This window comes from Gluconobacter thailandicus F149-1 = NBRC 100600 (assembly GCF_000964465.1).
GTDB classification, from domain to species: domain Bacteria; phylum Pseudomonadota; class Alphaproteobacteria; order Acetobacterales; family Acetobacteraceae; genus Gluconobacter; species Gluconobacter thailandicus.
The window spans coordinates 59,163-84,189 of sequence record NZ_BANH01000011.1 but is presented as its reverse complement, the minus strand read 5'-3'; the positions used below and the strand labels follow the sequence as shown (position 1 = coordinate 84,189).

The window sequence follows — 25,027 nt, the reverse complement described above, 5'->3', positions numbered from 1 at the left end:
AAATCGATACAAATTCCATTTCTGGAATATCTGAAAAATATCTGGAAATTGTTCCAGATCAGTCAGCATGAAGAAAATGCCCCCTCACTTCGTCATGAACAGGCATCGGTTCTATCGCACGTCATATGGTTGTTCTCCATTCTGGGAATCAGCAGCAGCACACTCTTTACCCTGAGGTTTGGTAACGGGTTTCGTCTGCTGGTTTCCACTTTCTATATTGCGATTGTTTGTCTCTACCTTCTCCTGATCGCCACCAGTCTCCGCTGGCGCCGTGACCAGAACCATGACGCCCTCATTCGGGTCTCCATTCGAATTCTTTTCGTGCTGGGGCTCGTATGGGGCGGTCTGGTCAATATATTCGCCATGATGGTCGAACATCCCGGTGAAGAGGGGGCTGTTTTCGGCCTGATCATGGGGCTGGTCTCAACGCCGATGCTGGGGGTGCCAATTCGTGCGGCGCTGGCCTTTTTCCTGCCTATCAGTCTGTTCTGTACTCTCGCGGCCCTTGTAACGCTCCAGCCCGTCGAGAACGTGGCATTACTGTCGTTTCTTGGTTTTCTGGCCTTTGCCTTCATCGGCATCGTCTACATGAACAAGACGTTTCTGGAACGGTCTATCGGTCGTCTGAATCTGCAACGCCAGCATGAAACCCTTCAGGTCTTCCTGCGGGAATACGAACAGGTTGTATCTGACTGGCTGTGGGAAACAGACGCGAATGGGTGCCTGCGGAACGTGACTGGACGCATGCGGCAGTTTTTCCACTCTGTCCCGGGAGAGATCGAAGGATGCACTCTTGGCGCTTTGGGGGTGCAGGCAGAACATTCAACACAACCGGATATTGATGACCATATTCGTCAACGAAGGGCATTCAAGGATTTGCCCGTCATCCTGCGTCAAGGGGACGTTGAACAGCATCTGAAATTTACGGGATATCCGGTGCATGGCCGGAATGGCAGCTTCCTGGGGTTTCGTGGTGTTGCTTCGGATATTACAGAGCAGTGGAAAGCCCAGAATCGCATCCGCTATCTGGCGATGCATGACGATCTGACGGGTAGCCTGAGCCGGACTGCTTTCCTTGAAGCCATGCACGAATGCTGTGCAAAGCAGCATCCTTTTGCCCTTCTCCAGGTCGATCTGGATCATTTCAAACCTATCAATGACGAGTTTGGTCATGCGGTGGGTGACAGTATGCTCAAAGCGCTGTCTGATCGTATCCGAAGCGTTATCGGCCCTGACCATCTGATCGGCAGACTTGGCGGCGACGAATTCGCCGTACTTCTTCATGACGCCAACGAGCATGAGGCTGTCGCACGCAGCCAGGATATTGTTCGTGTTCTGAACGGCGAACTGAGTACAGGGAAGGTTACGCTGGCGCCAAGCGTCAGTATTGGGATTGCAGTCTCACCGGGTCATGGAGAAACAACGGATCTTCTTTTTCGAAGGTCTGATCTCGCTCTTTATGCCGCCAAGGAGCATCGCAATATCTGCTGCCTCTTCGAGAACGGCATGGAAATCAGTTATTTCAACCGGATCAGGCTGAGAGCTGACTTGACGAAGGCCCTGGAGAGAAACGAATTTTTTCTGGATTACCAGCCGATCTTTGACACCCTCACGCGCAGGCCCGTCTCCGTGGAGGCGCTGGTGCGCTGGCAGCATCCGACCGATGGCGTGGTGGGCCCCAACAATTTCATTGCAACTGCAGAAAGCTGCGATCTGATTGAAGAACTGGGCGCCTATGTGTTGCACGCAGCCTGTAGTGAGGCAATGAACTGGCTCGTGCCTCTTCCTGTGGCCGTCAATATTTCTCCGAAACAACTTCGTTCGGGGAGGCTTCCGGCCATTATTCAGGACTGCCTTTTAAAAACATCCTTTCCGGCTGAGCGGCTTGTTCTGGAAGTGACCGAAAGCGTGTTCCTGGTGGAAACAGCCCGAACACTCATGCAACTCGCAGCAATCCGGGCGCTAGGCGTCCGGCTCGTCCTGGATGATTTCGGAACAGGGTATTCGTCTCTGACTTATCTGCGTGGCTTTGATGTGGATGGGATCAAGGTTGATGCCTCTTTTACAAGAGACATGCTTCAGTCCCGGAAAGTCGCAGCTATCGTTCGTACGATCGCCCGGCTGGCCTGTGACATGAATGTCTACGTGGTGGCGGAGGGAGTGGAGACAGACGAGCAGCTGAACTGGCTGGAGCAGAACGGCATCGCTTTTGCTCAAGGCTATCTGCTGGGACGTCCACAAAGCCCGGAAAAATTGCAGGCTCTTTTCAGTGCCTGATACGGCCCATCCTGAAAGTCGGGATGGCTGAAACCACCCCGACTGTGTGCTTAGCGCGGCGTATAAATAGCGCTCAGGTAATCGGTGGTGCCATCCACGCGTTCCAGATGGGGGTAACGCAGACCCTCATGATAGGGGATGGAAACCGTATTGATATGCTCTCCTGACTTCACAACCAGACGGATAGTCTGCTTGGGATCTTTCTGGGCATCCGTAATGGCGTGACGCAGACGATCGCTGGTGTAGTCCATGTCATTGACGGCAAGAATGGTTTCCCCAGATGTCAGACCCGCTTTGAAGGCGGGGCTCATCCAGTGAACACGGGCGGTCTTTCCGGACTTGGTCACGCTCATTCCCAGAGAGAATGTCAGGTCCAGACCGTGACGCATTCCTTCCATGGCTTTGATGAAGGATGTTGGCTTGTCCGTGTAAACAAGCTTGTAACCACCGTTTTTCAGGCCATCCAGTGGTGCATGGGGTTGGATGGTATCCAGACGGTCATGCAGGAATTTTGCCCAGTCGTAAGGTTGTACGCTGTTCAGTGTCGCAACAACTTCATCGAACTGATAGGGGCTGACAATGAAGCTGCCGTTATTCGTGCCAAAGAAGGCTTTGGCAAAATCGTCGAGAGACTTTTGCCCGTTCGACAGCTTACGGATCAGCGTATCGGCATCCAGCCAGATCAGCTGTCCTTCGACGTAGTAATCTTCCGAACGCTGCCAGTCGCGCCATGACAGAGGGGCACGCTGGGCAATGACCGGATCGTTGGTGGTGTCTTCAAGCGGGCGCCAGATACGGCCAGACTGGTTGTCATACGTCGCCGCCATATAGGCCAGCGCTTCAAAACCCTGATCTTTCGTCACGAGACCGGAGCGGGCTGCCAGCACATTCCCCCAGTACTGGGTCTGTCCTTCATAAACCCACAGCAGGGACCCACGCTGCGGAACATTGAAGTTTGGTGCCCACATGTCGGCCGGGCGGCGATATTTTCCGTTCCAGGAATGGGTGTACTCATGCGCCAGAAGGTCGCGTTCCGGGAAAGTTTTGTCCCATTCCGTGAAATAGCCCGGAGCTGCCGCATTTTCGCTGGACTGATGATGCTCAAGACCGATCATGCCCAGCTCTTCCGTCAGGGCGAGCAGGAAATCGTAATGATCGTAATGATGAGAGCCAAACAGCGTTGTCGCCTGGCGGACGAGATTACGATGGGCTTCGATCTGCGCAGGTGTGGCGTTCAGGGAGTCCGGATCATCTGCCACAACGTTCAGGGCCACGGGAACATGGTCCGGGCCAGTCAGATCGATTTTCCGGAAATACCGGCCTGCGTAAATCGGGGAGTCGACCAGTGTGTTGTAGGTGGTGGCGTTGAAGTGTGTCTCATCGCCGTAAGCTGCGGCGCGGAGAGCCGAGCCAATCTGCCAGCCATGTGGCACCAGAACGCTCGGCTTCACCGTAATGTCGCGTGTGAAATAGCCAGCCGGGTAAAGCGAAACCTGATCCCACTGCACATTCACGATCGAAGGCGTCATGACGACGCGACCCTGATCCGGGGCCACTGGTGAAAGAAGCTGAAAATGCAGGTCCAGTGTTGGGGTGGTTGCGGAAACCGGAATGTGGAAGGCGGCGACATTGACGTTGTCCCGCTTCCAGGAGACGGTTTTGCCACCAGACTGAACCTTCAGGCTGGCAAACTGCTCAATGACGCCGGTGGGAGAATGATCTCCCGGAATCCACATGGGATACAGAAGGATCATTTCACCTTTCTGCATGGCCTCTTGCGGAACCGGGACCGTTTCATGAATGGACATGATGTGGTGTGCGGTGTCAGTCGCATCGACCGAAACCGTGAGAGCGCCGGGAAAAGGCTTGTCCTGTGGGTCAGGGACGGCCGGGGGCATTGGTAATGGTGCTGGCTGTGGTTGAGCGAGGGCTGGAGAGACCAGCCCACTGAAAGCCGTCAGTGCGACCAGAAGGCGTAAGCGCATCATAGGACAGGTTCCGGTTTGTAAATCAAAATCGTTTCTGCCCTAATTGCCTCAGGCGATACACACAAGAGGCAATGAAGTCGATGATACTCAGGCTCTTGGTTTGTGGCCCATTTTACGTCCGACGATCATGTAATGATCGAGAAGCGTATCGTATCGCCCCATAGCAACATCCATGGCGGCAGTGGGGTAGGTCGTTGCGTAGTATCTGTCGTCAAACTGGACGGGATTTTTCCCCTCCCAGAAACCATCACTGCTGAAATGATTGATCAGGCCGACAGGACCATATGCACTATAAAAAGAACCGATATCTCCATAAGTGTTGAGATAATCCGTGACGCTGAAAACGCTCAGGGCGTCATTAAGTGTTGGTTTGTTAGGGAAAGAATATGCCTGTCTCAGTTCCTCTGTCGGCACATACTGCCATGCAGTGCGCACTGGATCGAGATAGTCCCGATAGTGTGAAACATCGCGCGAATGATAAATTGGAAAAACATAGAATTCGTAGCGAGGGTCATCAAACGGCAACAGCATTGATGAGCGATGTTGCTGGGGGGAAAGAACGCCTGCAACCGGGAAAAAGATTTTCTTGGCGTCCGAAAGCCAGCTGGCGATCCATGAAAATGTGCTTAATGCGGGTACGATGTAGTGGGATCGGCGAATATAGTCGAAGTCCAGCGCTTCCCCGCGGGATGCAATGAAGCGCGCTTCCGGAAAGCGCTGTTTGAGTTCGTCCAGATAGGGGGATGGTGTCAGCTGGCCATAGAAAATTGGCTTCTTGCCTGTTTTCTGGATGAGGTGTTCATAAAATTCCGGGGGAAGCACGGTGTAGTCTGGGTGTAGCCCCGTAAGGATTTCACCCCCACGGATGTTGATGACAAGATCATCCGGACCACCATACTGATCGTTGTCCGAACAGACAGGGAAAAGCTTCTCGTATTCTGTCGTTCTTCGGTCAGGAAAATTGTCGATATGCTGGCTATAGCCTTCGAGACTGATAAATGCAGCATTCGAATTAGGGATAAGGTGGCGGTAGCCGTCAGTGGAAATACGACCACGAACCCGGGAGTTAATGTGCTCCCGATCGTGAATCCCAAATCTCTGGCTGGTATTGATGTCAGGGATTGAAATGTTGAAAAGTGGAATTCTTACATTGCAGACGGTACCATAGCCGAGATCTGACTGTAGCTTCAGGGCAGACAGATACATCATCATGATGTTTCCGGTATTGCCGTGCAGCGATACTTTTATTGTAAGATCTTTCATAGCCTGCAGTCCGGTTGTAGTTTAAGGCGACCATATCACCCACTGAAACAGCGGTCCATTGCAGGGCTTCTGATGGACAGGATCAGTGCGTTCAGACGCTTTCCGGAATACAGGGCCGAATGGACCAGCCTGTTTCTAAAGGTGTCAGATAAAGCGGAACAGCATTGGGTAGCCGAACATTGATGGGGAGATCCATGCCGGCCCGAAGGCTCCTGAACAGGGCTCCATGTGCTACAAAGAGGGGGGTACCTCCCTCTTCCAGCGTTCTGTTGACGGCAGTGACTGCACGGGCCTGAAGGGTTGCAAAGCTCTCGGCGCCTTCGGGGGTGTAGCGATCTTCGATCCAGGGGGCGTACCATTCCCCCATGGGTTGGCCTTCCTGCACCCCGAAGCAGACTTCCTTGAGTTCCGGATCAATGATGAGGGGCAGATCGGGCCCTCCGCTTGCACGGATGGCATTCCGGGCGTGCTCTGCGGTGACAAGTGCCCGGGACAGGGGAGAGGCGATAATCCGGTCGAAGGGCCTTTCGCCGTTGCGGAACAGTTCTGAAAAAACCTGTCCGGCACGTTCGGCCTGGGCCAGTCCGGTAGAGTTCAGGGGAATATCAGTCCGACCTTGGGAAAGGCCTCGGAGATTCCAGTCAGTTTCACCATGACGCAGATACCAGTAAGGCTTGGCAATGATCTTCGGCATGATGAAACCTTCGAAGTTGGGGAAAACTCAGTCGAAGAGAGAGGAGACCGAGCTTTCGTCTGCGACAGCGCTCATGGCGCGTGCCAGAAGATTAGCAGTCGTAATCTGGCGAATGTTTGGCGTGTCGAGCAGCGCCTGGGTGGCGGGGATGCTGTCCGTCAGGGTCAGCATGTTCAGAGGACTGTTTTTCACGCGTTCGCACGCATTGCCAGTCAGAACGCCGTGAGTGACATAGGCCTCGACGCCTTCTGCGCCACGACTCATGAGGGCATTGGCCGCGTTGCAGAGTGAACCACCACTGTCTACGATGTCATCCACCAGAACGCAGTAGCGGCCGGAAACATCCCCGATCACGTTCATGACTTCCGAAACGCCAGCGCGTTCGCGCCTTTTGTCGATGATGGCCAGATCAACGTTCAGGCGCTGGGCCAGTTGACGGGCACGAACCACCCCCCCGACATCCGGCGAAACGATCATCAGTTCGCGGTCCGGCAGACGCGTTTTAAGATCGCGTACGAAAAGCGGGGCTGCGTAAAGGTTATCCGTTGGAATATCGAAGAACCCCTGGATCTGCATGGCGTGCAGATCCATCGTCAGAATACGGTTGGCGCCAGCTTCCGTCAGAAGGTTGGCGACCAGCTTGGCGCTGATGGGCGTACGCGGGCCGGACTTACGGTCCTGACGGGCATAGCCGAAATACGGCATAACGGCCGTGACACGTTTGGCAGAGCCGCGGCGCAGCGCGTCCAGCATGACCAGCAGTTCCATAAGATGGTCATTTGTCGGCATGCAGGTGCTCTGCACGACGAAGACGTCCTCGCCGCGGACGTTCTCCTGAATTTCGACAAAGACTTCGCCATCGGCAAAGCGTTTGACTACTGTTTTGCACAGGGGCATCCGTAGTTCGTTCGCCACAGCACGGGCCAGCGGCAGATTACTGTTGCAGGCAACGATCTTCATGAAAACGGCCTCGTCCGGTATCCGTCAGGGGGGAGAATTGCGCGCTTTCTAACAGCGCACCTCCCTGCTGTCATCTGTTCTGCGACATTCTTTGAGAATGCAGGCAGACTTGATGTGGCAAGAGATGCAGGCGAAACACATCAGGAGACTGTCTGGGCGACCCCTTTCAAGGTCGCTTCACGCTTTGGAAAAGGTCAGGATATGCCCCTGAAAGACTGTACAGGTTTCGTTGGCAGAAGACTTCTGATTCAGGACCTTCCCAATGAGCGGGAAGCCAGAAATGTTGTATTCATTCCCCCAGGAAACGGCCCGGAATGGGGACTTTTTGACCCTTCAGGCCGCAGTGTTCCGGAGGCCATGCTTTATACGGGAGCTGGAGGGCTTCACACGCCGCTCTGCTCACGGACGGTCCAGACGCTTCCGGACTGCCCGGTTGTCAGCGATGCGTTCGATTACGTTTTTGTCGGAAATCTGGATCCGTCTTACGCTTATTTTCTGGCTAATTCTTTTTCGCGGCTCTGGAGTCTGCCTGCCTATCGCAGAAGCGGACTCAGGATCGTTTTCAGCGGTTCGCACTCCATCGCACAGATGATGCAGCAGGATTATTTCCGAATCATTGTGACGGCCCTGGGGCTGACGGAGCAGAATTTCCTGCAGGTTGTTGCGCCCGTTCGCTTTCCCAGAATCACAGTCGCAGCAGCAGCGTTTGAAGAGCTTTCACTGGTCCATACGGTATTTGCCGATCTGGCCCATCATGTTGGTCGCCAGGTTCTGCCGGAAGGAGCGCAGGTTCAGCCAGGACGTGTCCTGTTTTTCTCACAGGAAACATTGAAACAGGGAAATGTGCGGGTTGAAAACGAGGCGGTGCTGACTGCGGCGCTGCGGGAACGGGGCATTGGAATCGTTCATCCTCACCAGATGACCTTCCGGGAACAGCTCAAGCTGTGGGCCTCAAATCCGCTGGTCATTGCCTATAATGATGCTTGTCTGCATACCAGTATCTTCTTTCCGCAACGTCGGGTGATAACCTTGGCACACGGGTCGGATATGTGGGTCAATCAGTGTCTGGTAGATATGGTGAATGGAAATGATGCCCGGTATCTCCACGATACGGCCAGCCTGGAGCCTGTTGGCGCGGGACATGGCTTCCATATGAACTACCGTATTCCTGACCCGGAAAGGCTTGCGAGCGAGTTGGTGGAATTCGCGCTCGGGTAACGTCGTAAAAAAACGGCGCACAATTCTGTTTTGTGCGCCGTGATGTTGATCAGAACTGATAGGCCAGACCTGCATGCAGCGTCAGGTCGTTCGACAAGCTGCTGGAATAGCTACGAAAACCTGTGAAGCTTCCGGCAATGGAAAATCCGCCGTTGCTTGAAGGGTATGCGTTATTGAAGGCGGCCTGCGCGCGGTGTGTATAGGAATAATCTCCGCCTGCCGTCAGGTGCAGATGTCGCGTCATGCGGTAGTCGGCTCCCAATCCACCCTGCCAGAGGGAATGTATTGATGAGGTCTGCCCGTACTCAAAACCTGTATGGCTCTTCAGAACCTCCGCCCAGCCAAAGCGACCCCGCAGAACCAGTCTGGATGTAAGGGCATAATCTGCCTTGATTCCTGCTCCAACGAAGAAATTTCCCAAATCATCGAAGCTGTCATAACCGGTTGACAGATATCCGCCCTGGGCAAAAGGCGTCAGAAGCAGCGACTGGGAAAGAAGCAGGAAGTCCTTGCCGATTTCACCGCGCGTTGAAGTCGCCTTTGCGTTGTCATTGCCCCCGAAGCGGAACGTTTAGGGAGAACTTCCCCTATTGGGTGAAACAAGGCGGTATTTGTTGTTCCGCTGTCCATCCTGCAGCCCGAACTGGGCAGAAGCATAGAGATTGCTGATTCCAAAAGCATTGAACATGACCGAACTGTCTGCACGGAAGCCCGGAGTCCATCCAATGCGCTGGCTCTTGCTACTCCCTATGTCTTCATAGGGGCGTGTTCTGCCTCCGCCCATATATTCGGTTCCGGACAGGGATGTTGTCGTGGAAGACAGAGCGTCCTGAAACGATCCTGTGATGGAAAGACCGATCTCGCGGTTGACTGCAACGACCGGGGCAGGTTCTGCGAAAGCAGATGAGCCGGTCAGGAACGATATTCCCAAGATGGCCAGAAATATCTGATCCGATAGCGGACGCATGTAAGAACTCCGAGACACCAAGAGACTCAAAGCCCTAGCAGCTTGTTACGTTGTGAAACAATATCCCATACCTGTGTCCCAGACGGTTTATTTACTTTTTGTCGCATTTGTCACAGGCAGAGGCGTATGATCACGGCCGGAATAGTTGGTCACGATCGTTCGGACGGCCCCTGCTGCTTCTTCAGCTGCCATGCTCGCCGTATCCCCCCACGCACCATCAAGGGAATGTGCCGGAATATCGTGAAGCTGTGTGGCGGCGCCGGCTTCCTTGCCGTCCGGTGTGAGAACATGCCATGCGATTTCGATATGCTGTGAGGGCTTGCCATCGAGGGAGCCACCATCCGCCAGCTTAACGACACCACGAACTGTAAAATCTGCACCCTTGGGCTGGGTCTGAACCGAATTCGTTGCATCTGGCAGGGACGCATAGAAGGCGCGGGCCAGAGACTTGTCGCCGTCCCCGGGAGCACCCGTTACGCCAGAAAAATAGATTTTTGCCGCGCGATGCATCAGGCTGTGCTGGTCCTGCTGCATCATGTCTGCCTGAATACCGGTCAGCAGATTGGCCAGTTCCGGCGCTTCCTGTGTTGCTGCGCCCTTGAGTGCCATGGCATCGCCGGCACTCCATCCGGCCATATCAACAGCAGGCCCATCACTTTCCGCCCGGGCTTTTCCGTCCGGCGTCATGATGACGTAATGCGGGATAACGCTGGCATTGTGCGTGCGGGCACTCATCTTTACCCACCAGTCGCCCGGTTTTGTGGGTTGGGCGATTGCTGGAACGGACTGCGCCACCATGGCCTCCGCCAGTGCATGAGCCCAGAGCTGAGCGGCATCATCAGAGAGCAGGGAGTCCGCAGGTGTCGGAACAGCCAGTCGGGCTGGTGGAAGATTCGCCGTTGCCAGTTGCCGTGCACGCTGGCCGGGATCCGAAAATGGATGGGGCATGTCAAAACACCCAGCCAGACAGAGTGGCAGCAAAACAGGCAGGAAACGACGCATTGGTGCTCCGGGGTAGGGAAGGGACATCATGGAGTTTAGGAGACCACCGTCATGATGTCGAAACAGCGGCTTAACGGCGGATCAGGATGTAGTTGATCGTCACGTCGATATCAAAGTGATCGCCCTTCATGTCCGGCGGAACAGGTGGCAGATGCGCGCCCTGGAACATACCGGTCGTGGCTGCGTCCAGCGAATACGAACCCGATTGTCCCGTCAGGCGGACAGTCTTCACATGTCCGAAGCGATCCAGAACTACGTGCACGGAGGACGGTCCATCCTCGCCCGCCCGGGCTGCGTCTTCCGGATAATACATATGCGAGCGGATCCAGCGATCAATCTCGCCGCCGTAATCTTCGCTCACACCCTTGACGCTGGTACGTGTCTGATAAGGCGCATTGATGGCGCCATTCATGCTGAGCGGCCCCAGAGACATATCGATCGGGCCACCTGAACCGGCGGGGCGGCCGCGGCGATGACGATACGGAGAAGGCTGTTCGCCGAAAGAATAATCCATCGGATGAGACAGTGGATTGCTGTTGTTCGGTCGTACGGAGCGATGGGCCCGATGGCTGTGAGGCGTTGTCTGCTGACTGCGCTGGCTTGGCGCACTCCCGGGTGTGACAGGCGCCGGACTTGGGGCCGTCTTGGGAAGTTCGGCGGAGGGCTCCTGAGGTACAGGTGGCGCCGAAGGTGTTTCCGGTGTGGGAACGGCAGGCGTGGGGGCAGATTGCTGCTGCTCGGGCTGCTGCTGTTCCTGCTCAGTCTCTTGTGGGCTCTGCGGTGACGGCGGAGGAGGGGCTCCTCCTTCTTCATGAGCGCGTGGGCCCTGCATGCTGCTTTTGGATGGCGGCTGGTCAAACACCATTTCGACCTGTGGCTCATTTCCGGCAGGGGAGCCATGCATACCGTGATGCTGCGTGAGCAGGAGCGCCAGAACGGCCGCATGAATACCAGCAGAAATGCAGAACGGAACTGTAGGCCCAGGCTCCACAATGGTCTGCGGACGCATCATTGGCGTCAGAACAGGGCGAACTGCCGTGGCGGGTGGAACATAGTCCTGCAGTCTGGACCGTAGCCCGGATGGCGTGTGAACCGGACCTACAGGCGTGCGTGATCTTCCCGCGAACAGCTTGGGTTCGCGGCGTTCAGCCTTACCGCTGGAAGTTGGCATCGTCCCGCTCATACGTCGCGGCTGTGCCCGGAAGAGGAAAGGTGGCGGCAAGTCATCGCCAGGCTTTGTGCACCAGGGCGGGCGGGTGTGTCATCCGGCAGGCTGGTATCCGGTCTGGGGGTGGGCGTTGCGTCAGGAACCATCATGGCAGTAATGGACCTTTCACGAAAGAGACAAAGCGCCTCGTAATCCACAGGAAAGACAACTGCATGACAGACAGTCTCATATCGTGTCTTTCTGTTGATCCGGACGTTGCCGCCGCCGTCGAACGGATTGGGCCCTGCCGTCTCCGGGGACATGATGGGCAGGAACCTTATGACGCGCTGTTACGGGCCATTGCCGGGCAGCAGCTTCACGGTGCGGCTGCCCGACGAATTTTCGGTCGTCTGTGCCTTCTTGGGCATGCGTCTTCCGAAGACGGACCGCCTCCCGTGCCAGAAGCTCTACTGGCCTTTCCTGAAGAAACTCTGAGAGCTTGTGGTTTGTCTGCCAGTAAGCAGGCTGCCATGCGAGGCGTGGCTCAAGCCCGGCTGGAAGGTCTCGTGCCCACGCGTCTGGAGGCAGAAAGACTGGACGACGAGGATCTGATCCAGCGTCTGATCACCCTTCGCGGTGTTGGTCGATGGACTGTAGAAATGATTTTGATGTTCACGCTGGGCCGCCCGGATGTCATGCCTGTTGATGATTTCGGCGTGCGTGAAGGCTGGCGACGCATCAAGAGGCTGGAGACTGCCCCCAGACCCAAAGACCTCAAGACCGAAACACTCCGCTTTTCTCCGCACAGATCCGCCCTTGCCTGGTATTGCTGGCGGGTCGCGGAAGAGGGGAAGAAGACAGCTCCGAATATATTGACAGGTTAAATGTTCTGCCCCGTCAGGAACGCCATCATTTCAGAAATGAAAGGGCGTGGCTGTTCTGCATGAAGCCAGTGCCCTGCACCTTCCAGAGTTCGAATCCGGGCGTGAGGGAACAGGGCATGGATGAGCGGGTGATGTTCAGGCCTGACATAGCTTGAGTTCCCCCCTCGCAGGAACAGGGCTGGCCCTTCATAGGGAGCAACCTGAAGATCGGGCCAGCCTTCGATCTGGCCAATTCCCTGCGTAATCTCGTCAAATCCGATCGCCCATCCCGGAATGCCATCAAGAGAGACATTCTGCGCCATCAGTTCGGCTACAGCCCGACTTCCGGTGATCGGCTCCAGAAGGTCCAGGGTTTCGCTACGTGTAAGTTCTGGCGGAAAAGTGATGGCGTCCAGCTTTGTGATCATGTCTCCGTGCCCTTGCTGGGTCCGGGCGGGGGCCATATCCGCCACCATCAGGCGGGTCACGCGGTCAGGATCGGCCAATGCCAGCATCATGGCGACCTTTCCGCCCATCGAATGACCAACGACTGAAAAACGCTCGATCCCAAGATCATCAAGCGTTTCCAAAACATCCTGCGCCATGGCGGGATAGGTTACAGGACCATGCGGGCTTCCCCCATGGTTGCGGAGATCCAGGGCAATCGTCCGGAATGTCTGTGAAGCTTCACGCTGAAGAAATCCAAGATTGCGGGCTCTTCCGAAAAGACCATGCAGGAAAACAACCGTTTCCGGTCCATCTCCACGTTCTATGGCGTTGAGCTTCATGCATGATCCTTCCGTGACAGCAGTTGATTGAAAACAGCGTTGCGGCCAAACAGAACTACACCTGCCGTCGGGGAGACCACTTGTCCACCAGTCCCACCCGTAACGAATTGCGTTTTCGTCTGAAGCGTCACATGCGCTCGCTCCTTCGTCATCCGGCGCAGGCCCCGGTGACGTTGCGCGCGATGGTGCGTGCCGATGAAATCTGGCTCACCATGCTCGCCGCAGTCGTGGGCGCTTTGTCTGGCCTCTCCGTTGTATTGATTACAACCGTGACGCTGTCTTTGCACAGTGTTCTGTTCGGGAAGGGCAACACCCTGAACGGGCATCTGTCCGGTCTGACATGGCTGCCTCCCTGGCGTGTTCTGACGGTTCTGACGCTGGGCGGTCTGGCGCTCGGGCTCTTTGGAATTTTCGCCAGTAGAATCATGCCCCGTCGGCCTGTCGATCCGATCGAAGCCAATGCCCTGCATGGCGGGCGCATGTCCGTGCGGGACAGTCTCATCGTCGTGTTCCAGACGATCCTGTCCAATGGTATCGGCGGGTCTATCGGCCTTGAGGCAGGTTTTACCCAGATTGCTTCCGCATTGGGTTCGCGGATCGGGCAGTCTTTTCGTGTAAGGCGCGAAGACCTGCGTGTTCTGGTCGGCGCAGCTGCCGGTGCGGCCATTGGGGCTGCGTTCAATGCGCCGGTCGCAGGGGCATTCTACGCCTTTGAACTTGTGATCGGCTCTTATTCCCTCGTCAGTTTGCCGCCTGTCGCGATTGCGGCTCTCGCGGGTGTAGGGGTTGCGCATCTTTTTGGGCATGTTCCGGCGGCGGTCATGATTGCCGATCCGGGCGCGCTGACGTGGAATGGCAGTTTCAGCGTCGTCGTTATCAGCATTCTGTCCGCTTTGACGGCGATTGGCGTTATGCATTGCGTTACCCGGACGGAAACCCTGTTTCGTCTTCTTCCCGGCCCAGTCTGGCTGAAGCCCACTGTCGGGGGGGTGCTGGTCGGTGGTCTGGCCGTTATTCACCCTTCCGTCCTGTCAGCGGGACATGATGCCATGCGCGTGGTGTTCGCCGGATGGATCACGCCCTGGATGGCTCTGTGGCTGCTGCTGCTCAAGGCTATGGCATCCTGCATTTCGATCGGGTCCGGCTTCCGCGGGGGACTGTTTTTCGCATCCCTCTATCTGGGAACTCTGGCCGGAACCGTTTACGGTGCCCTGATGCAATGGCTGGGTCTGGCTCCCGTTTCCCTGACCGCATGCGCGCTGATCGGCATGAGCGCCATGGCCGTTGCTATCATCGGCAGTCCCATGACCATGGTATGTCTTCTCCTTGAGCTGACAGGCAGTATTTCCATGAGTGGGGCAACATTCGTGGCCGCCGTCCTGTCTCTCCTGACCGTTCGGCGCTTGTTTGGATACAGCTTTGCCACATGGCGCTTCCATCTGCGGGGGGAATCCATCCGCTCTGCCGTTGATATCGGCTGGATGCGGTCCCTGAACGTGCGCCGGATGATGCGCGGGCAAGTACGGACAATCCCGTCCGATACTCCGCTCAACCGGGCACAGGCCCTTTTCCCGCTCGGTTCAGCCCAGCGGATCGTTCTGCTGGACCGGGACGGACGTTATGCCGGAATGGTCAACGTAGCGGAACTTCAGGCCGTGCCATCAGCCGCAACACCTGTTGCGGCTCTGGCACATTTCGAAAATGCCATGCTGACCCCGCTCCTCAATGTCCGTGAAGCGGTAGAACTGTTCGAACGCGCTGAAGCCGATGCACTTGTCGTCGTGGAAGATCTACAGTCCCGACAGGTCGTGGGTATGCTCACGGAACATCACGCCCTGCGCCGCTATGCCGAAGAACTGGAACGCAGCCGTCGGACGCTTGCCGGGGAAGAAGGCACCGTTTCATGATGGTTGACCCTTGGCATGAGCCTCCATGCGCTTCACCATAACAGTCTGTTCACAGGAGAATTATCTATGTCCCATACGCCTGAAGATCGTCTCGCCGCTCTCGAAATCACCCTGCCGGAAGCTGCTGCACCCGTCGCCAATTATGTGACAACCGTTCTTACGGGGAACCTGCTTGTCGTGTCCGGCCAGCTTCCGCTGGTGGACGGCAAGCTGCTCATCACAGGCAAGCTGGGCGATGAAGTGTCTAACCATGCTGGTGTGGCCTGTGCCCGCGCCTGCCTGATCAACGTCATTTCCCAGGCAAAGGCTGCGCTGGGCGGTGATCTTTCCCGCATCAAGCGCGTTGTACGTCTTGGCGGCTTCATTGCCTGCACGCCGGAATTCACAGAGCATGCTGTTGTCATGAACGGCGCTTCCGATCTGGCTGTCGAAGTCTTTGGCGATGCAGGCCGTCATGCCCGTTCGACAATCGGTGTTCCAAGCCTGCCGGTCAACGCACCGGTTGAAGTGGAAGCCCTGTTCGAAGTCGTCTGATTCTGACTGGCGGGAGGTCTTCAAGGCTTCCCGCTTTGACAGGACTGAGGTCGTTTTTCCTCATCTGAGCCACACGTTTATTATAATACGTCAGACAGATTTGCAGGATCAGCCCTCATGAATGACTCTTCGGAGCTGGAATGGTCTCTGACGCTGCATGCGTCCATTCACGACATTGGTGCTGCCGAATGGGATGCCTGTGCGGGAGACGAGAACCCGTTCGTGTCGTTCGGATTTCTGTCCGCGCTTGAAGACAGTGGTTCCGTTGCGGATCGAGCCGGCTGGTTAGTGCGTCATGCTGCCCTCCGTGCGCCGGATGGCACAATTCTGGCGTTAGCCCCATTATATGGAAAAGCCCATTCCATGGGCGAGTATGTCTTCGATCAGTCCTGGGCTCGTGCCTATGAAGCCGCCGGTGGCCGGTATTACCCTAAATTCCAGTGCGCCGTTCCCTTTTCGCCGGTTCCTGGTCCACGTCTTCTACTCCGAAAAGACCTGCCAGATCCTGAGGCTGTCGGGCACGCTCTTGCAGCGGGGCTGAAGCAGGCCGCTGCGCAACTTGGTCTCTCTTCCGTTCACGCGACCTTCTGCAACGAACAGTCTATGGCGGCTTTCGAAAGAGCGGGATACCTGACACGGCTTGGCGTCCAATATCATTGGCACAATCAGGGATATGGCAGTTTTGAAGACTTCCTGAACGCGCTGTCCTCCCGCAAACGCAAGGCCTTGCGTAAGGAGCGGAAAGCCGCGCAGTCCTGCGGGCTGACATTCGTGACGCGGCGCGGGCAGGACATTACGCCTGCTGACTGGTCCGCGTTCTATCGCTTTTATCAATCCACCATCGACCGGAAATGGGGCAGCGCTTACCTCTCGGAAGAATTTTTCCCATTGCTTTCAGAGCGACTGGGGGACCGTGTGGTTCTGATGATGGCCGAACATAAGGGCAGGCCGGTCGCTGGAGCTCTGAACCTGATGGGACAGGATGCGCTTTTTGGCCGGAACTGGGGATGTGAGGGGGACTGGCCCTTCCTGCATTTCGAACTCTGTTACTATCAGGCCATCGACTTTGCGATTGCTCATGGCCTTAGCCGCGTTGAGGCCGGCGCTCAGGGGGAACACAAGATCCAGCGCGGCTATCTGCCAGCTTTTACCCATTCCGCTCATGCGATTGCTGACTCCGGCCTGTGCAATGCTGTGGCGGCTTTTCTGGACGAGGAGCGTGCGGCCATTCGCGATGAAGCAGAAGCCCTTGCGGCTTATTCTCCATATCGTCAGGACGACTCGATCTGATCGTACCGGTTAACGATTAGGAAAGGGTCTCACGGGTAAGCTCCGTCCTGACAGCGGGATGCCGGAGCTTCAGTCGTGGAGAACAGTACTTATATTGCCCTTTCGCGCATGGACGCCCAGCAGCGCGCCATGTCGGTCGTTGCCGAAAATATGTCGAATGCCTCGACAGTTGGCTACAAGCGCGAGAGCGTCCTGTTCAGCGATTACCTCTCCAAACAGCATGGAGCCAACCAGCCAACCGGCTCTGAGACGCAGACCTATACGCAGGATCGCGCAACCTATCGGGATTTCCAGCAGGGCGACCTGCAACAGACCGGAAACCCGCTCGATCTCGCGTTGGGTGGAGAAGGCTACTTCCAGGTGCAGACGGCCAACGGTGTGCGACTGACGCGCGCCGGGCGTTTCGAGAAGCAACAGGACGGAACAGTCGTCGATGAAGCCGGTAATGCGCTTCTGGACCGCGAAGGGCAGCCGATCGTCCTGCCGACGACGGATCATCAGCTGACGATTTCCTCGGATGGTGTGATTACGACTGAAACCGGTGAGGCCGGACAGATCGGAATTGTGACGGCTCGGGATAACAATACGCTGCAGGCAGAAGGCAGCCATCTTCTGCGCTCCGACCAGCCGACCAATGCTGTTGATCGCCCTCAGATCATGCAGGGCATGGTGGAAGGCAGCAATGTGCAGATGATGTCCGAAGTCACGAAGATGATGGATATCCAGCGCAATTTTGATTTCATGGCGCAGTTCGTGAATGCCGAAGCGACCCGCCAGCAGAACGCCATCGACAAAATCGTTCAGGTTTCAGCCTGACAGTTTTCCTGACGGGACAAGGATACATTCCACATGCGCGCACTCGACATCGCCGGAACGGGCATGCAGGCCCAGCAGACCAACGTTGAAACCATTTCCAACAATATCGCGAACATGAGTACCACGGGCTACAAGCGCTCACGTGCCGAGTTCCAGGATCTTATTTACCAGAATATTCGTCGTGTCGGTACAAGCTCTTCCGATACGGGCACGACGGTTCCGTCCGGTGCGCAGGTCGGTCTCGGTGTAAAGACTGCGGCGATTTACCGCATTAACGATCAGGGTAGCCTGGAGCAGACAAGCAATTCGCTGGATCTTGCCGTGCAGGGAAAAGGCTATTTCCAGATCCAGCTTCCGTCAGGGCAGCTTGCCTATACCCGTGACGGCACATTCTCGATGGACAACACCGGTTCGCTCGTTACAGCGGATGGTTACCAGCTGAGCCCAACCATCACGATTCCAAATAACGCCCAGAGTGTCAGCATCGATCAGTCCGGGCAGGTGAGTGTAACGGTCGCCGGGCAGAATAACTCCACAGTGGTTGGCCAGATCCAGCTCGCGACCTTCACGAATGAGAATGGCCTTGATGCCATGGGTCAGAACCTGTTCACGCCAACTACCGCCTCTGGGGACGCGATGTTGGGAACACCAAACACGACCGGCTATGGCAGCGTCATGCAGGGGTATGTCGAGAACTCCAACGTCAATGTCGTGACGGAGATCACTGATCTCATCACTGCGCAACGTGCTTATGAGATGAATAGCAAGGTCATCACATCTGCTGATGATATGATGCAGACTCTCAACAATCTGGGTGGCCGTTAATCATGGCGCGTGGGCTGTCATGCCTGACGCTGTTGACGTTGCTGGCATCCGGGTCTGTGCATGCGGCAAGCCTGCGAACCAATATCAGCGTTGATCACCCGCGGGTTCGACTGTCCGATCTGTTTTCTGGCCTGACCGCCGGGCAGGATGCTGACATTGGCGACGCTCCTGCGCTGGGGAGCAATTACGTTGTTGGCGGTCCTCAGCTTACGGCGATTGCCGCTCAATTTGGGGTGGACTGGCCGGACGCTTCGCCTCTCGTCTCCACAACCCTAACACGTGCAACCCGGATGATTGAAGACGACGACGTGCTGCCCGCGTTACGGCAGAGCTTCGATTTCCCGGCAGATGCACATGTTGAAATGACCCTGACCGGTTTTCGGCCGGTTGCTGTTCCTGCTCAGGAAACAGCAGCCCCTACCGTTCTGCATCTTGATCGCCCTCCTCATGGGGGAGGACATTTCAGTGCCCGTATGGAAGTTCCTTCCCTTGTGGGCGGGAAAGGAACGGCATTTTCTGTCACCGGCACCGTTACGATGGAAGTCAAGGCTGTTGCTCTCCGGCATTCCCTTCGGCCGGGACAACCCATTCTGCCTGAGGATGTTAGTGTAGCACTGGTCAGATCTTCGGACGTTCCGGATGATGCGCTGCAATCGGTGGACGATGCTGTGGGTCTGGAAGCAAGAAGTAGTCTGTCTGCGGGGCAGGTGCTGGCGTCTTCGCAGCTTGTTCATCCGCAGCTTGTCAGGCGTGGATCCCCGGTCGTGCTGTCTTATTCCCAGTCAAGCCTCCACCTGACTGTGTCCGGCACTGTCATGGAAGCGGGAGGAAAGGGCGACATGGTGCATGTCTATAATGCAGGCAGTCGTATGGTTCTGACTGGTCGCGTTATAGGCAGGACGGAAGTGGAGGTTATTCCTGGCATTACTCCACTTTCAGCAGATACTCGAAATCGTCCTGAGGCAGTCAGCCTGCCGACGCTCTGATACGTCAGGCTTTCTCCGGTTGAGAGCTGGAACGGCCCAGCCGGTGAATGCGCTGAATGATTTTTGCAACCAGTCGACGCATCCATTTCCCAATCGCATCCATCCAGAGATAGACGATTGGTGTCGTATAGAGCGTGAGAAGCTGGCTCACGATCATTCCACCCAGAACAGAAACACCCAGCGGCGCGCGCATTTCACTGCCATAACCATGGCCGATAATCAGCGGAACAGCGCCAAGTGCGGCAGCCAGGGACGTCATGAGGATAGGGCGGAAGCGGGTGATCGAAGCCTTGAAAATAGCGTCTTTTGGCGACAGCCCTTCAAACCGTTCAGCATGAATCGCGAAGTCGATGACCAGAATGGCATTCTTTTTCACGATACCTGTCAAAAGAATAATACCGATCACGGCCACGACGCTGAATGGCAGCCCGAAACACCACAATCCCATGACGGCTCCAATGCCAGCGGATGGCAGCGTCGAGAGAATGGTGATGGGATGGATCAGGCTTTCATAAAGAATACCCAACACGATATACATGACAGCAATGGCGGCTCCGAAGGCGAGCAAAGCGTTGATCATGACCTTGGTCGTATCGCCCGCAGTGCCTGTAAACTCACCTAGAATACCGTCAGGAGCGTGCGTATTCTTCATGGTGTCCTGAATCAGTTTGACACCCTGGGCATAAGTCACGCCCTGAGCCAGATCGAAGGAAATGGCTGTCGAATAATAGCCCGAACGATGGGTGACATCGAGTGGCTGCTGCTTCCACAGAACGGAGGCCACATTATCCAGTGGGATCATGGTTTCCATGGCAGACGAGACGGCTGAACCGCTCGATTTGTTACCGGAAATCTGGTTGGCGAGTGAGTTCTGGATAGAAGATGATGCAAGAGAGGCGAATGTACTTTCCGTCGCACTTGTAGAGGCCTTGGCCCGGACAAGGTTCGAAGCTATGCCACCGGCCGCGGTACCAGCGGATGTGGAGATCCAGATCTGATGTAGCATGTTCGGATCCGTGCGGTATTTTGGATCCAGAACCATGACGACACGGTGGGTCGTAAGCGGCAGGTGGATGGTTGAAACAATGGCCTGACCGTAGGAATCATACAGCACATTCTGGATAAGCTGCGGTGTCACCCCATATCGCGCTTCGGTGTCCCGGCGCACGGTAATGTAAGCTGCGACAGACTGACTTTCTGTTGCGGATGAGACGTTGATCATCTTTCCGGAAGCTCGCAGAGCGCCAAGCATCTTCGGCAGATAGTTGGTCAGGCTGGCAATATCTTCGCTGCGCAGCACATAACGGTAAGCGCCGGTGTTTTTCTGGCTGCTACCACCCTGGCTGTTCCCGCCGACATTCCAGAACATGACGTCTGCGCCCGGCTGGACTGGCACAGCTTTGCGGATACGCGCGAGAACTGTGGCGACAGGGGCGCGCTCACTTTTTTCCTTCAGGTGCAGATAGAGTTCGCCAGAATTCTTGTCGTCGCTGAAAATGGTTGTGGACGTGACATCCGGATCTTTCTGGACAATCGCGCCTACAGCCCGCAGCCGACGGTCAATTTCATCAAAGGACATGGTAGCATCCCCTTTGATACGACCGCCAATCAGGGAAATATCCTGCTCCGGAATAAATTCCTTTGGCATGATAATAACGGACCCGACCAGTAGGACGAAGCTGAGGGGAAGGGTCAGACCCATCAGGACCGTATGGCGAAGGCACCAGTGCATGGAGCGGGCATACAGGCGCACCATGCCGTCCAGTCCTGCTTCCGTGATGCGGATGATCGCACCACTCAGGCCAGTACGTGGTCCTGTGCCGTGGTCAATCTCCAGCATGCGGGCGCACATCATGGGCGTCAGGGTGAGGGAAAGCCACATCGAAATCACGATGGCGGAAATCATGGTCATGCAGAACTCGAACATGATCGAGCCTGCCGTTCCCGGAAGGAAAAGAAGCGGGATGAAGACGGCCACGAGGGAAGCGCTGATGGACAGGACGGTGAAACCGATCTCGGAGGAACCGAGGATACTGGCTTCATAACGGTCCATGCCGTTTTCCATGTGGCGAGCGATATTCTCCAGCACCACGATTGCATCGTCCACGACAAAGCCGACGGCAATTGTGAGGGACATCAGGGACAGCACGTCCAGCGTAAAGTTGAAATACGCCATGGCGGCCAGCGTGCCTGACAGGGCGATCGGTACAGTGACGGCAGGAATGACGGTCGTCATCACTTTCCGGAAGAATAACAGGATGACCAGCACCACCAGAATGACGGAAACCACCAGGGCTTCCTTGGCATCGTCGAGTGCAGCCCGGACGGAGCGTGAGGTGTCCAGCCCTACGACCAGTTTCACGCTTCCGGGCAAGCCGGCTCTCAGTTTGTCGAGATTGGCGTTGATCCCATTGACGATTTCGACGGTATTGGCGTGAGGTTGCCCTGAGACGACCATCGTAATGGCGCGATGACCATTGATGTAGCTGGTCTGGTAAACGTCCTGAACGCCGTCATAGACCGTGGCGACGTCTTTGAGGCGGACCGGATAGAAGCTGTTTCGGTATCCGACGATCAGATCCTGATACTGGTCCGCCTTGACTGCCTGATCGTTGGTGGACAGCAGCATCCGTTTGCCATGGCTGTCGATGAAGCCCTTTGGTGTGAAGGCATTGGCCGAGGCGAGAGCCGTACGGATGTCTTCAAATCCGATGCCCCATTTGTAGAGCGGGCCGGGGTTGAGCTCCACGCGGACTGCAGGGTTTGAAGACCCTACAACCTCTACACGACCAACCCCTTTGACCTGAGCGAGGTACGGTTTGACCTGAATATTCGCCACGTCATACAGCTCAGCCTGAGTCAGCTGATCGGTTGTGATGCTGAGCAGGTAGACTGGAAAGCCACTTCCATCGAGTTTGAACGCCTGTGGATCGTCATCCAGGGTTCCGGAGGGAAGGTCACTTCGTGCTGCTCTGAGTGCGGCCTGAACGTCTCGCAGGGCGCCATCAATGTTTCTGGAAGAGGAAAATTCCAGAAAAATCTGCGCCTGCCCCTGGCTGGTATCAGACTCGATGTGTTGCAGATCGGCAATCGAGCCGAGGCGTCGCTCCAGCGGTGTCGTGACGGAGGTCGCCATCTGTTGTGGGTCAGCGCCCGGCTGGGTGGCCACGACCATGATGTTGGTTGTGGTGGCGTCCGGCATCGTCGCAACGGGAAGTAAAGGATAGCAGATGAGACCCGCCATGAAGATGGCGATGGACATCAGTGTCGTTGCGACGGGACGATCTATGAACAGGCGGCAGAAATTCATGCCGACAGCTTATCCTCGATTACAGCCTTTTGGTCATTACTATTAGGACACGAAAAGTCATTTCATTGAATGAATATGGTCAGTAATCGGGCATTCCCTCGGGCTGGGCGGAGGGTTGTCGGCAGTAATAGAGTTCTGTGAGCCGCGGGGGGAGAAGGTCCGCCAGGCGTGCACCGAAAACAAGCCATTTGGGGAAAGTCACGCGTCGTCGGCCACGTAGGGTTCCCTGAAGTATCCGTTGAACGGCTTCATCTGTTGAAACAAGCCCTGGCATGGGGAAACGATTTTCTTTGACCATGGGGGTATCAACAAAACCGCAACAGACGCTGGTCAGCGTAATTCCTGCCTTTTCGAGCGTTGGGGCGGTTGCAATCGTGAAGCGATCAAGAGCAGCCTTGGAGGCTGAATAGGACGGGGTACCGGGATAGGATACAAAACCGGCTACAGACGCCATCATGCAGATCTGCCCGCGTCGCCCATGTTGATCGCGTGCCTGCTTCTTCATGACGTCCATGGCTGGGAAGAGCGTATTTAAAGAGCCAAGAAGATTTGTCTCAATCATGAGACGGGTATGCTCTTCGCGCTCCGGAGCGGGGGCCGCCCCTCTGGCCGGGGGAAGGCCGCCCGTAATGCCAGCGCAGGCGAAGACCATGTCCAGCCTGCCAATGCTTTCTTCGTGGATCCATTCAGCCATGGCCTGCCGGTCCCGGGTATCAATGACACGACTTCTGACCGTGGCACCCTGCGTCTCGCAAAGCCGCCGTGTCACGTCCAGACCTTCAGAATGGCAGTCTCCCAACACAAGGTGCTGGCCTGGCCGCCCCAGGCGGCGTGCCAGTCCTTGACCGATCCCTGAGGCAGCTCCGGTGATGAGAATCTTCACCGTGTCGTACAACTGCCTGGGGGTGTCTGACCGGCCATGAGGGTGCGGACAAACGAATGCGCATCGGTCGTTACGGAACTGAGAGTGCCGTTATGACTTGCGCCGGCATAGGTGTGATGGGTGACGGGTGTACCGGCAGCACAGAGTGCGGAAACCAGACGCTGCTGCTCGCTCGGGGAGGAGTGAAGATCCTGTGTGCCGGTCGCGATCATGACGGGAGTGGAAAGTGACAGGGACGGATATTCAGCCCATTTCAGTGCCGGCGCCAGAACAGCTTCCGCTCCGGGACGCAGCATTGTAGCCGGTGTCAGGCCCGAGCGGTGTGCCACGGGAAAGAAGTCTGAACTGCATGTCGTGGCGGCGTCATGCATGAGGGCCAGTGCCCGTGTCGTGAACACGGCGTTCGGATCAAAAGACGGGTCGGCCTGCGACAGGGAAGCACCTAAAGACAGAAGTTCGGGCACGGCTGGTGAGAAGCTGTGCGGATTGCGTGGATGGAGCAGATCCTGCACGCCCTGTGCGTCGAGATAAGGTGGAGCGATGGCTACAGTCCCGACGATATGCAGTTGTGGCGCGTAAGTGGCTGCCATGGCGGATGCTGCAAGGGCAGCCTGCGCGCCCTGTGAATGGCCGCTGAGAACGGTTGTCAGGGAGATGGCCGGGAAGCGGGCATGGGCGGCGCGAACAGAATCCAGCATGCTCATGCCTTCGGAGCGTGCATTAAGCAGCAGGGCATCCCCCGGTTCTCCGAGGCCCGGATAATCCGTTGCCACGATCGCGAAGCCCTGTTGGAGCCATGGCGCATAGAAATGCTCCTGCACGGTTCCCAGACCCATGACAGAGGGTGCGCAGGTCAGGTGGAGGCCACTTTCTCCATGTCCCCAGGCCAGAACCGGCCAGCCGCCAGCGGGAGGTGTGCCGCGCGGGATCAGGACTTCGGCAGAAACACGCACAAGCTGTTTCGGATTTCGGGCGTCCGAACTGCGGTATGTCAGACGCCAAGCCTGCCCCGGCATATGGGAGATCATGTGATCGATCTGAATGGCCTGTCCGGCCGCAACCGGTGCGCTCAGGGAATAGGAATCCCCATCGTCCTGAGACGCACAGCCAGAAAGAAGTGCGGCATAGGATGACAGACCGAGAAGTGCGGCAACACCGAGTGTTTTGCGAAAGCGGTTAAAGGTCATGGCTGCTTGTGATCTCCAGCGCAGGGAAACGCACCATAGCAGCGGAGGTTGTTGTCGGGGAGCCATCCCGACTTGGAGGACGGGCCATCCGGCGCTACAGAAGAGGCATAGTAAGAAAAGGA

The 25,027-nt window shown here is 56.4% G+C and carries 22 protein-coding genes; 9 read left to right on the top strand and 13 right to left on the bottom strand.

The features are described from left to right. Positions 1-48: 48 nt before the first annotated feature. A complete protein-coding gene (locus B7444_RS04015) occupies positions 49-2,277 on the top strand; it encodes a putative bifunctional diguanylate cyclase/phosphodiesterase (protein WP_231502829.1) in 2,229 nt (742 codons plus the stop codon). 50 nt (positions 2,278-2,327) lie between these two features. Here the strand turns inward: B7444_RS04015 and B7444_RS04010 are convergent, their stop codons facing one another. From B7444_RS04010 to B7444_RS03995, 4 genes are all read right to left on the bottom strand, one after another. Beyond that, the gene (locus B7444_RS04010; RefSeq protein WP_007284047.1) at positions 2,328-4,265 is read right to left on the bottom strand and encodes a M61 family metallopeptidase; all 1,938 of its coding nucleotides are present in this window, start codon (positions 4,263-4,265) and stop codon (positions 2,328-2,330) included. Between the two features lie 87 nt (positions 4,266-4,352). Then, complete coding sequence (locus B7444_RS04005) at positions 4,353-5,528, bottom strand: hypothetical protein (RefSeq protein ID WP_007284048.1); 1,176 nt, start codon at positions 5,526-5,528, stop codon at positions 4,353-4,355. Between the two features lie 91 nt (positions 5,529-5,619). Beyond that, positions 5,620-6,222: a histidine phosphatase family protein gene (locus tag B7444_RS04000; protein WP_007284049.1), complete on the bottom strand. Its 603-nt coding sequence runs from the start codon at positions 6,220-6,222 to the stop codon at positions 5,620-5,622. A 27-nt stretch (positions 6,223-6,249) separates the two neighbouring features. Beyond that, positions 6,250-7,182: a ribose-phosphate pyrophosphokinase gene (locus tag B7444_RS03995; protein WP_007284050.1), complete on the bottom strand. Its 933-nt coding sequence runs from the start codon at positions 7,180-7,182 to the stop codon at positions 6,250-6,252. Positions 7,183-7,296: 114 nt separating this feature from the next. Here B7444_RS03995 and B7444_RS03990 point away from each other — a divergent pair, with 114 nt between their 5' ends. Beyond that, a complete protein-coding gene (locus B7444_RS03990) occupies positions 7,297-8,400 on the top strand; it encodes a glycosyltransferase family 61 protein (RefSeq protein WP_007284051.1) in 1,104 nt (367 codons plus the stop codon). A 49-nt stretch (positions 8,401-8,449) separates the two neighbouring features. On the opposite strand, the gene B7444_RS17090 is transcribed toward B7444_RS03990, so the two are convergent. The 4 genes from B7444_RS17090 to B7444_RS03975 form a co-directional block, all read right to left on the bottom strand. Then, entirely contained in the window at positions 8,450-8,821 is a 372-nt protein-coding gene (locus tag B7444_RS17090; RefSeq protein ID WP_007284052.1) for a hypothetical protein, read from the bottom strand. Between the two features lie 150 nt (positions 8,822-8,971). After that, positions 8,972-9,367, bottom strand: a complete 396-nt coding sequence (locus B7444_RS17085) for a hypothetical protein (protein ID WP_007284053.1) — start codon at positions 9,365-9,367, stop codon at positions 8,972-8,974. A gap of 87 nt (positions 9,368-9,454) precedes the next feature. Continuing rightward, entirely contained in the window at positions 9,455-10,369 is a 915-nt protein-coding gene (locus B7444_RS03980; RefSeq protein WP_035729469.1) for a hypothetical protein, read from the bottom strand. Positions 10,370-10,439: 70 nt separating this feature from the next. Next, a complete protein-coding gene (locus B7444_RS03975) occupies positions 10,440-11,552 on the bottom strand; it encodes an energy transducer TonB (RefSeq protein WP_035729467.1) in 1,113 nt (370 codons plus the stop codon). 197 nt (positions 11,553-11,749) lie between these two features. Between B7444_RS03975 and B7444_RS03970 the strand changes: the two genes are divergently transcribed. Beyond that, positions 11,750-12,400, top strand: coding sequence for a DNA-3-methyladenine glycosylase family protein (locus B7444_RS03970; RefSeq protein WP_007284056.1), 651 nt, complete (start codon positions 11,750-11,752; stop codon positions 12,398-12,400). On the opposite strand, the gene B7444_RS03965 is transcribed toward B7444_RS03970, so the two are convergent. Both B7444_RS03965 and B7444_RS17340 read right to left on the bottom strand, forming a co-directional pair. Continuing rightward, a complete protein-coding gene (locus B7444_RS03965; protein WP_007284057.1) occupies positions 12,397-13,167 on the bottom strand; it encodes an alpha/beta fold hydrolase in 771 nt (256 codons plus the stop codon). The two genes, B7444_RS03970 and B7444_RS03965, sit on opposite strands and share 4 nt — an antisense overlap. Further along, the gene (locus B7444_RS17340) at positions 13,164-13,298 is read right to left on the bottom strand and encodes a hypothetical protein (protein WP_264780578.1); all 135 of its coding nucleotides are present in this window, start codon (positions 13,296-13,298) and stop codon (positions 13,164-13,166) included. The genes B7444_RS03965 and B7444_RS17340 overlap by 4 nt, the downstream gene beginning before the upstream one ends. Between B7444_RS17340 and B7444_RS03960 the strand changes: the two genes are divergently transcribed. The 6 genes from B7444_RS03960 (at position 13,299) to flgA (ending at position 19,525) form a co-directional block, all read left to right on the top strand. After that, positions 13,299-15,074 carry a chloride channel protein gene (locus B7444_RS03960; protein WP_007284059.1) on the top strand — a complete coding sequence of 592 codons (1,776 nt, stop codon included), beginning with the start codon at positions 13,299-13,301 and terminating at the stop codon, positions 15,072-15,074. Positions 15,075-15,140: 66 nt separating this feature from the next. Then, positions 15,141-15,608, top strand: a complete 468-nt coding sequence (locus B7444_RS03955) for a RidA family protein (RefSeq protein ID WP_035729465.1) — start codon at positions 15,141-15,143, stop codon at positions 15,606-15,608. A 117-nt stretch (positions 15,609-15,725) separates the two neighbouring features. Then, the gene (locus tag B7444_RS03950) at positions 15,726-16,898 is read left to right on the top strand and encodes a GNAT family N-acetyltransferase (protein ID WP_007284061.1); all 1,173 of its coding nucleotides are present in this window, start codon (positions 15,726-15,728) and stop codon (positions 16,896-16,898) included. A 75-nt stretch (positions 16,899-16,973) separates the two neighbouring features. Continuing rightward, a complete protein-coding gene (gene flgF / locus B7444_RS03945; protein ID WP_007284062.1) occupies positions 16,974-17,714 on the top strand; it encodes a flagellar basal-body rod protein FlgF in 741 nt (246 codons plus the stop codon). A gap of 33 nt (positions 17,715-17,747) precedes the next feature. Continuing rightward, positions 17,748-18,539 carry a flagellar basal-body rod protein FlgG gene (gene flgG / locus B7444_RS03940; protein ID WP_007284063.1) on the top strand — a complete coding sequence of 264 codons (792 nt, stop codon included), beginning with the start codon at positions 17,748-17,750 and terminating at the stop codon, positions 18,537-18,539. A gap of 2 nt (positions 18,540-18,541) precedes the next feature. Continuing rightward, positions 18,542-19,525 carry a flagellar basal body P-ring formation chaperone FlgA gene (gene flgA / locus B7444_RS03935; RefSeq protein ID WP_007284064.1) on the top strand — a complete coding sequence of 328 codons (984 nt, stop codon included), beginning with the start codon at positions 18,542-18,544 and terminating at the stop codon, positions 19,523-19,525. Between the two features lie 4 nt (positions 19,526-19,529). Here flgA and B7444_RS03930 read toward each other — a convergent pair whose 3' ends face one another. The 3 genes from B7444_RS03930 to B7444_RS03920 form a co-directional block, all read right to left on the bottom strand. Then, positions 19,530-22,835, bottom strand: a complete 3,306-nt coding sequence (locus B7444_RS03930; protein ID WP_007284065.1) for an efflux RND transporter permease subunit — start codon at positions 22,833-22,835, stop codon at positions 19,530-19,532. 79 nt (positions 22,836-22,914) lie between these two features. Continuing rightward, entirely contained in the window at positions 22,915-23,718 is an 804-nt protein-coding gene (locus B7444_RS03925) for an SDR family NAD(P)-dependent oxidoreductase (protein ID WP_007284066.1), read from the bottom strand. After that, positions 23,715-24,905: a lipase family protein gene (locus B7444_RS03920; RefSeq protein ID WP_007284067.1), complete on the bottom strand. Its 1,191-nt coding sequence runs from the start codon at positions 24,903-24,905 to the stop codon at positions 23,715-23,717. Before B7444_RS03920 ends, B7444_RS03925 begins: the two co-directional genes overlap by 4 nt. Positions 24,906-25,027 lie beyond the last annotated feature (122 nt).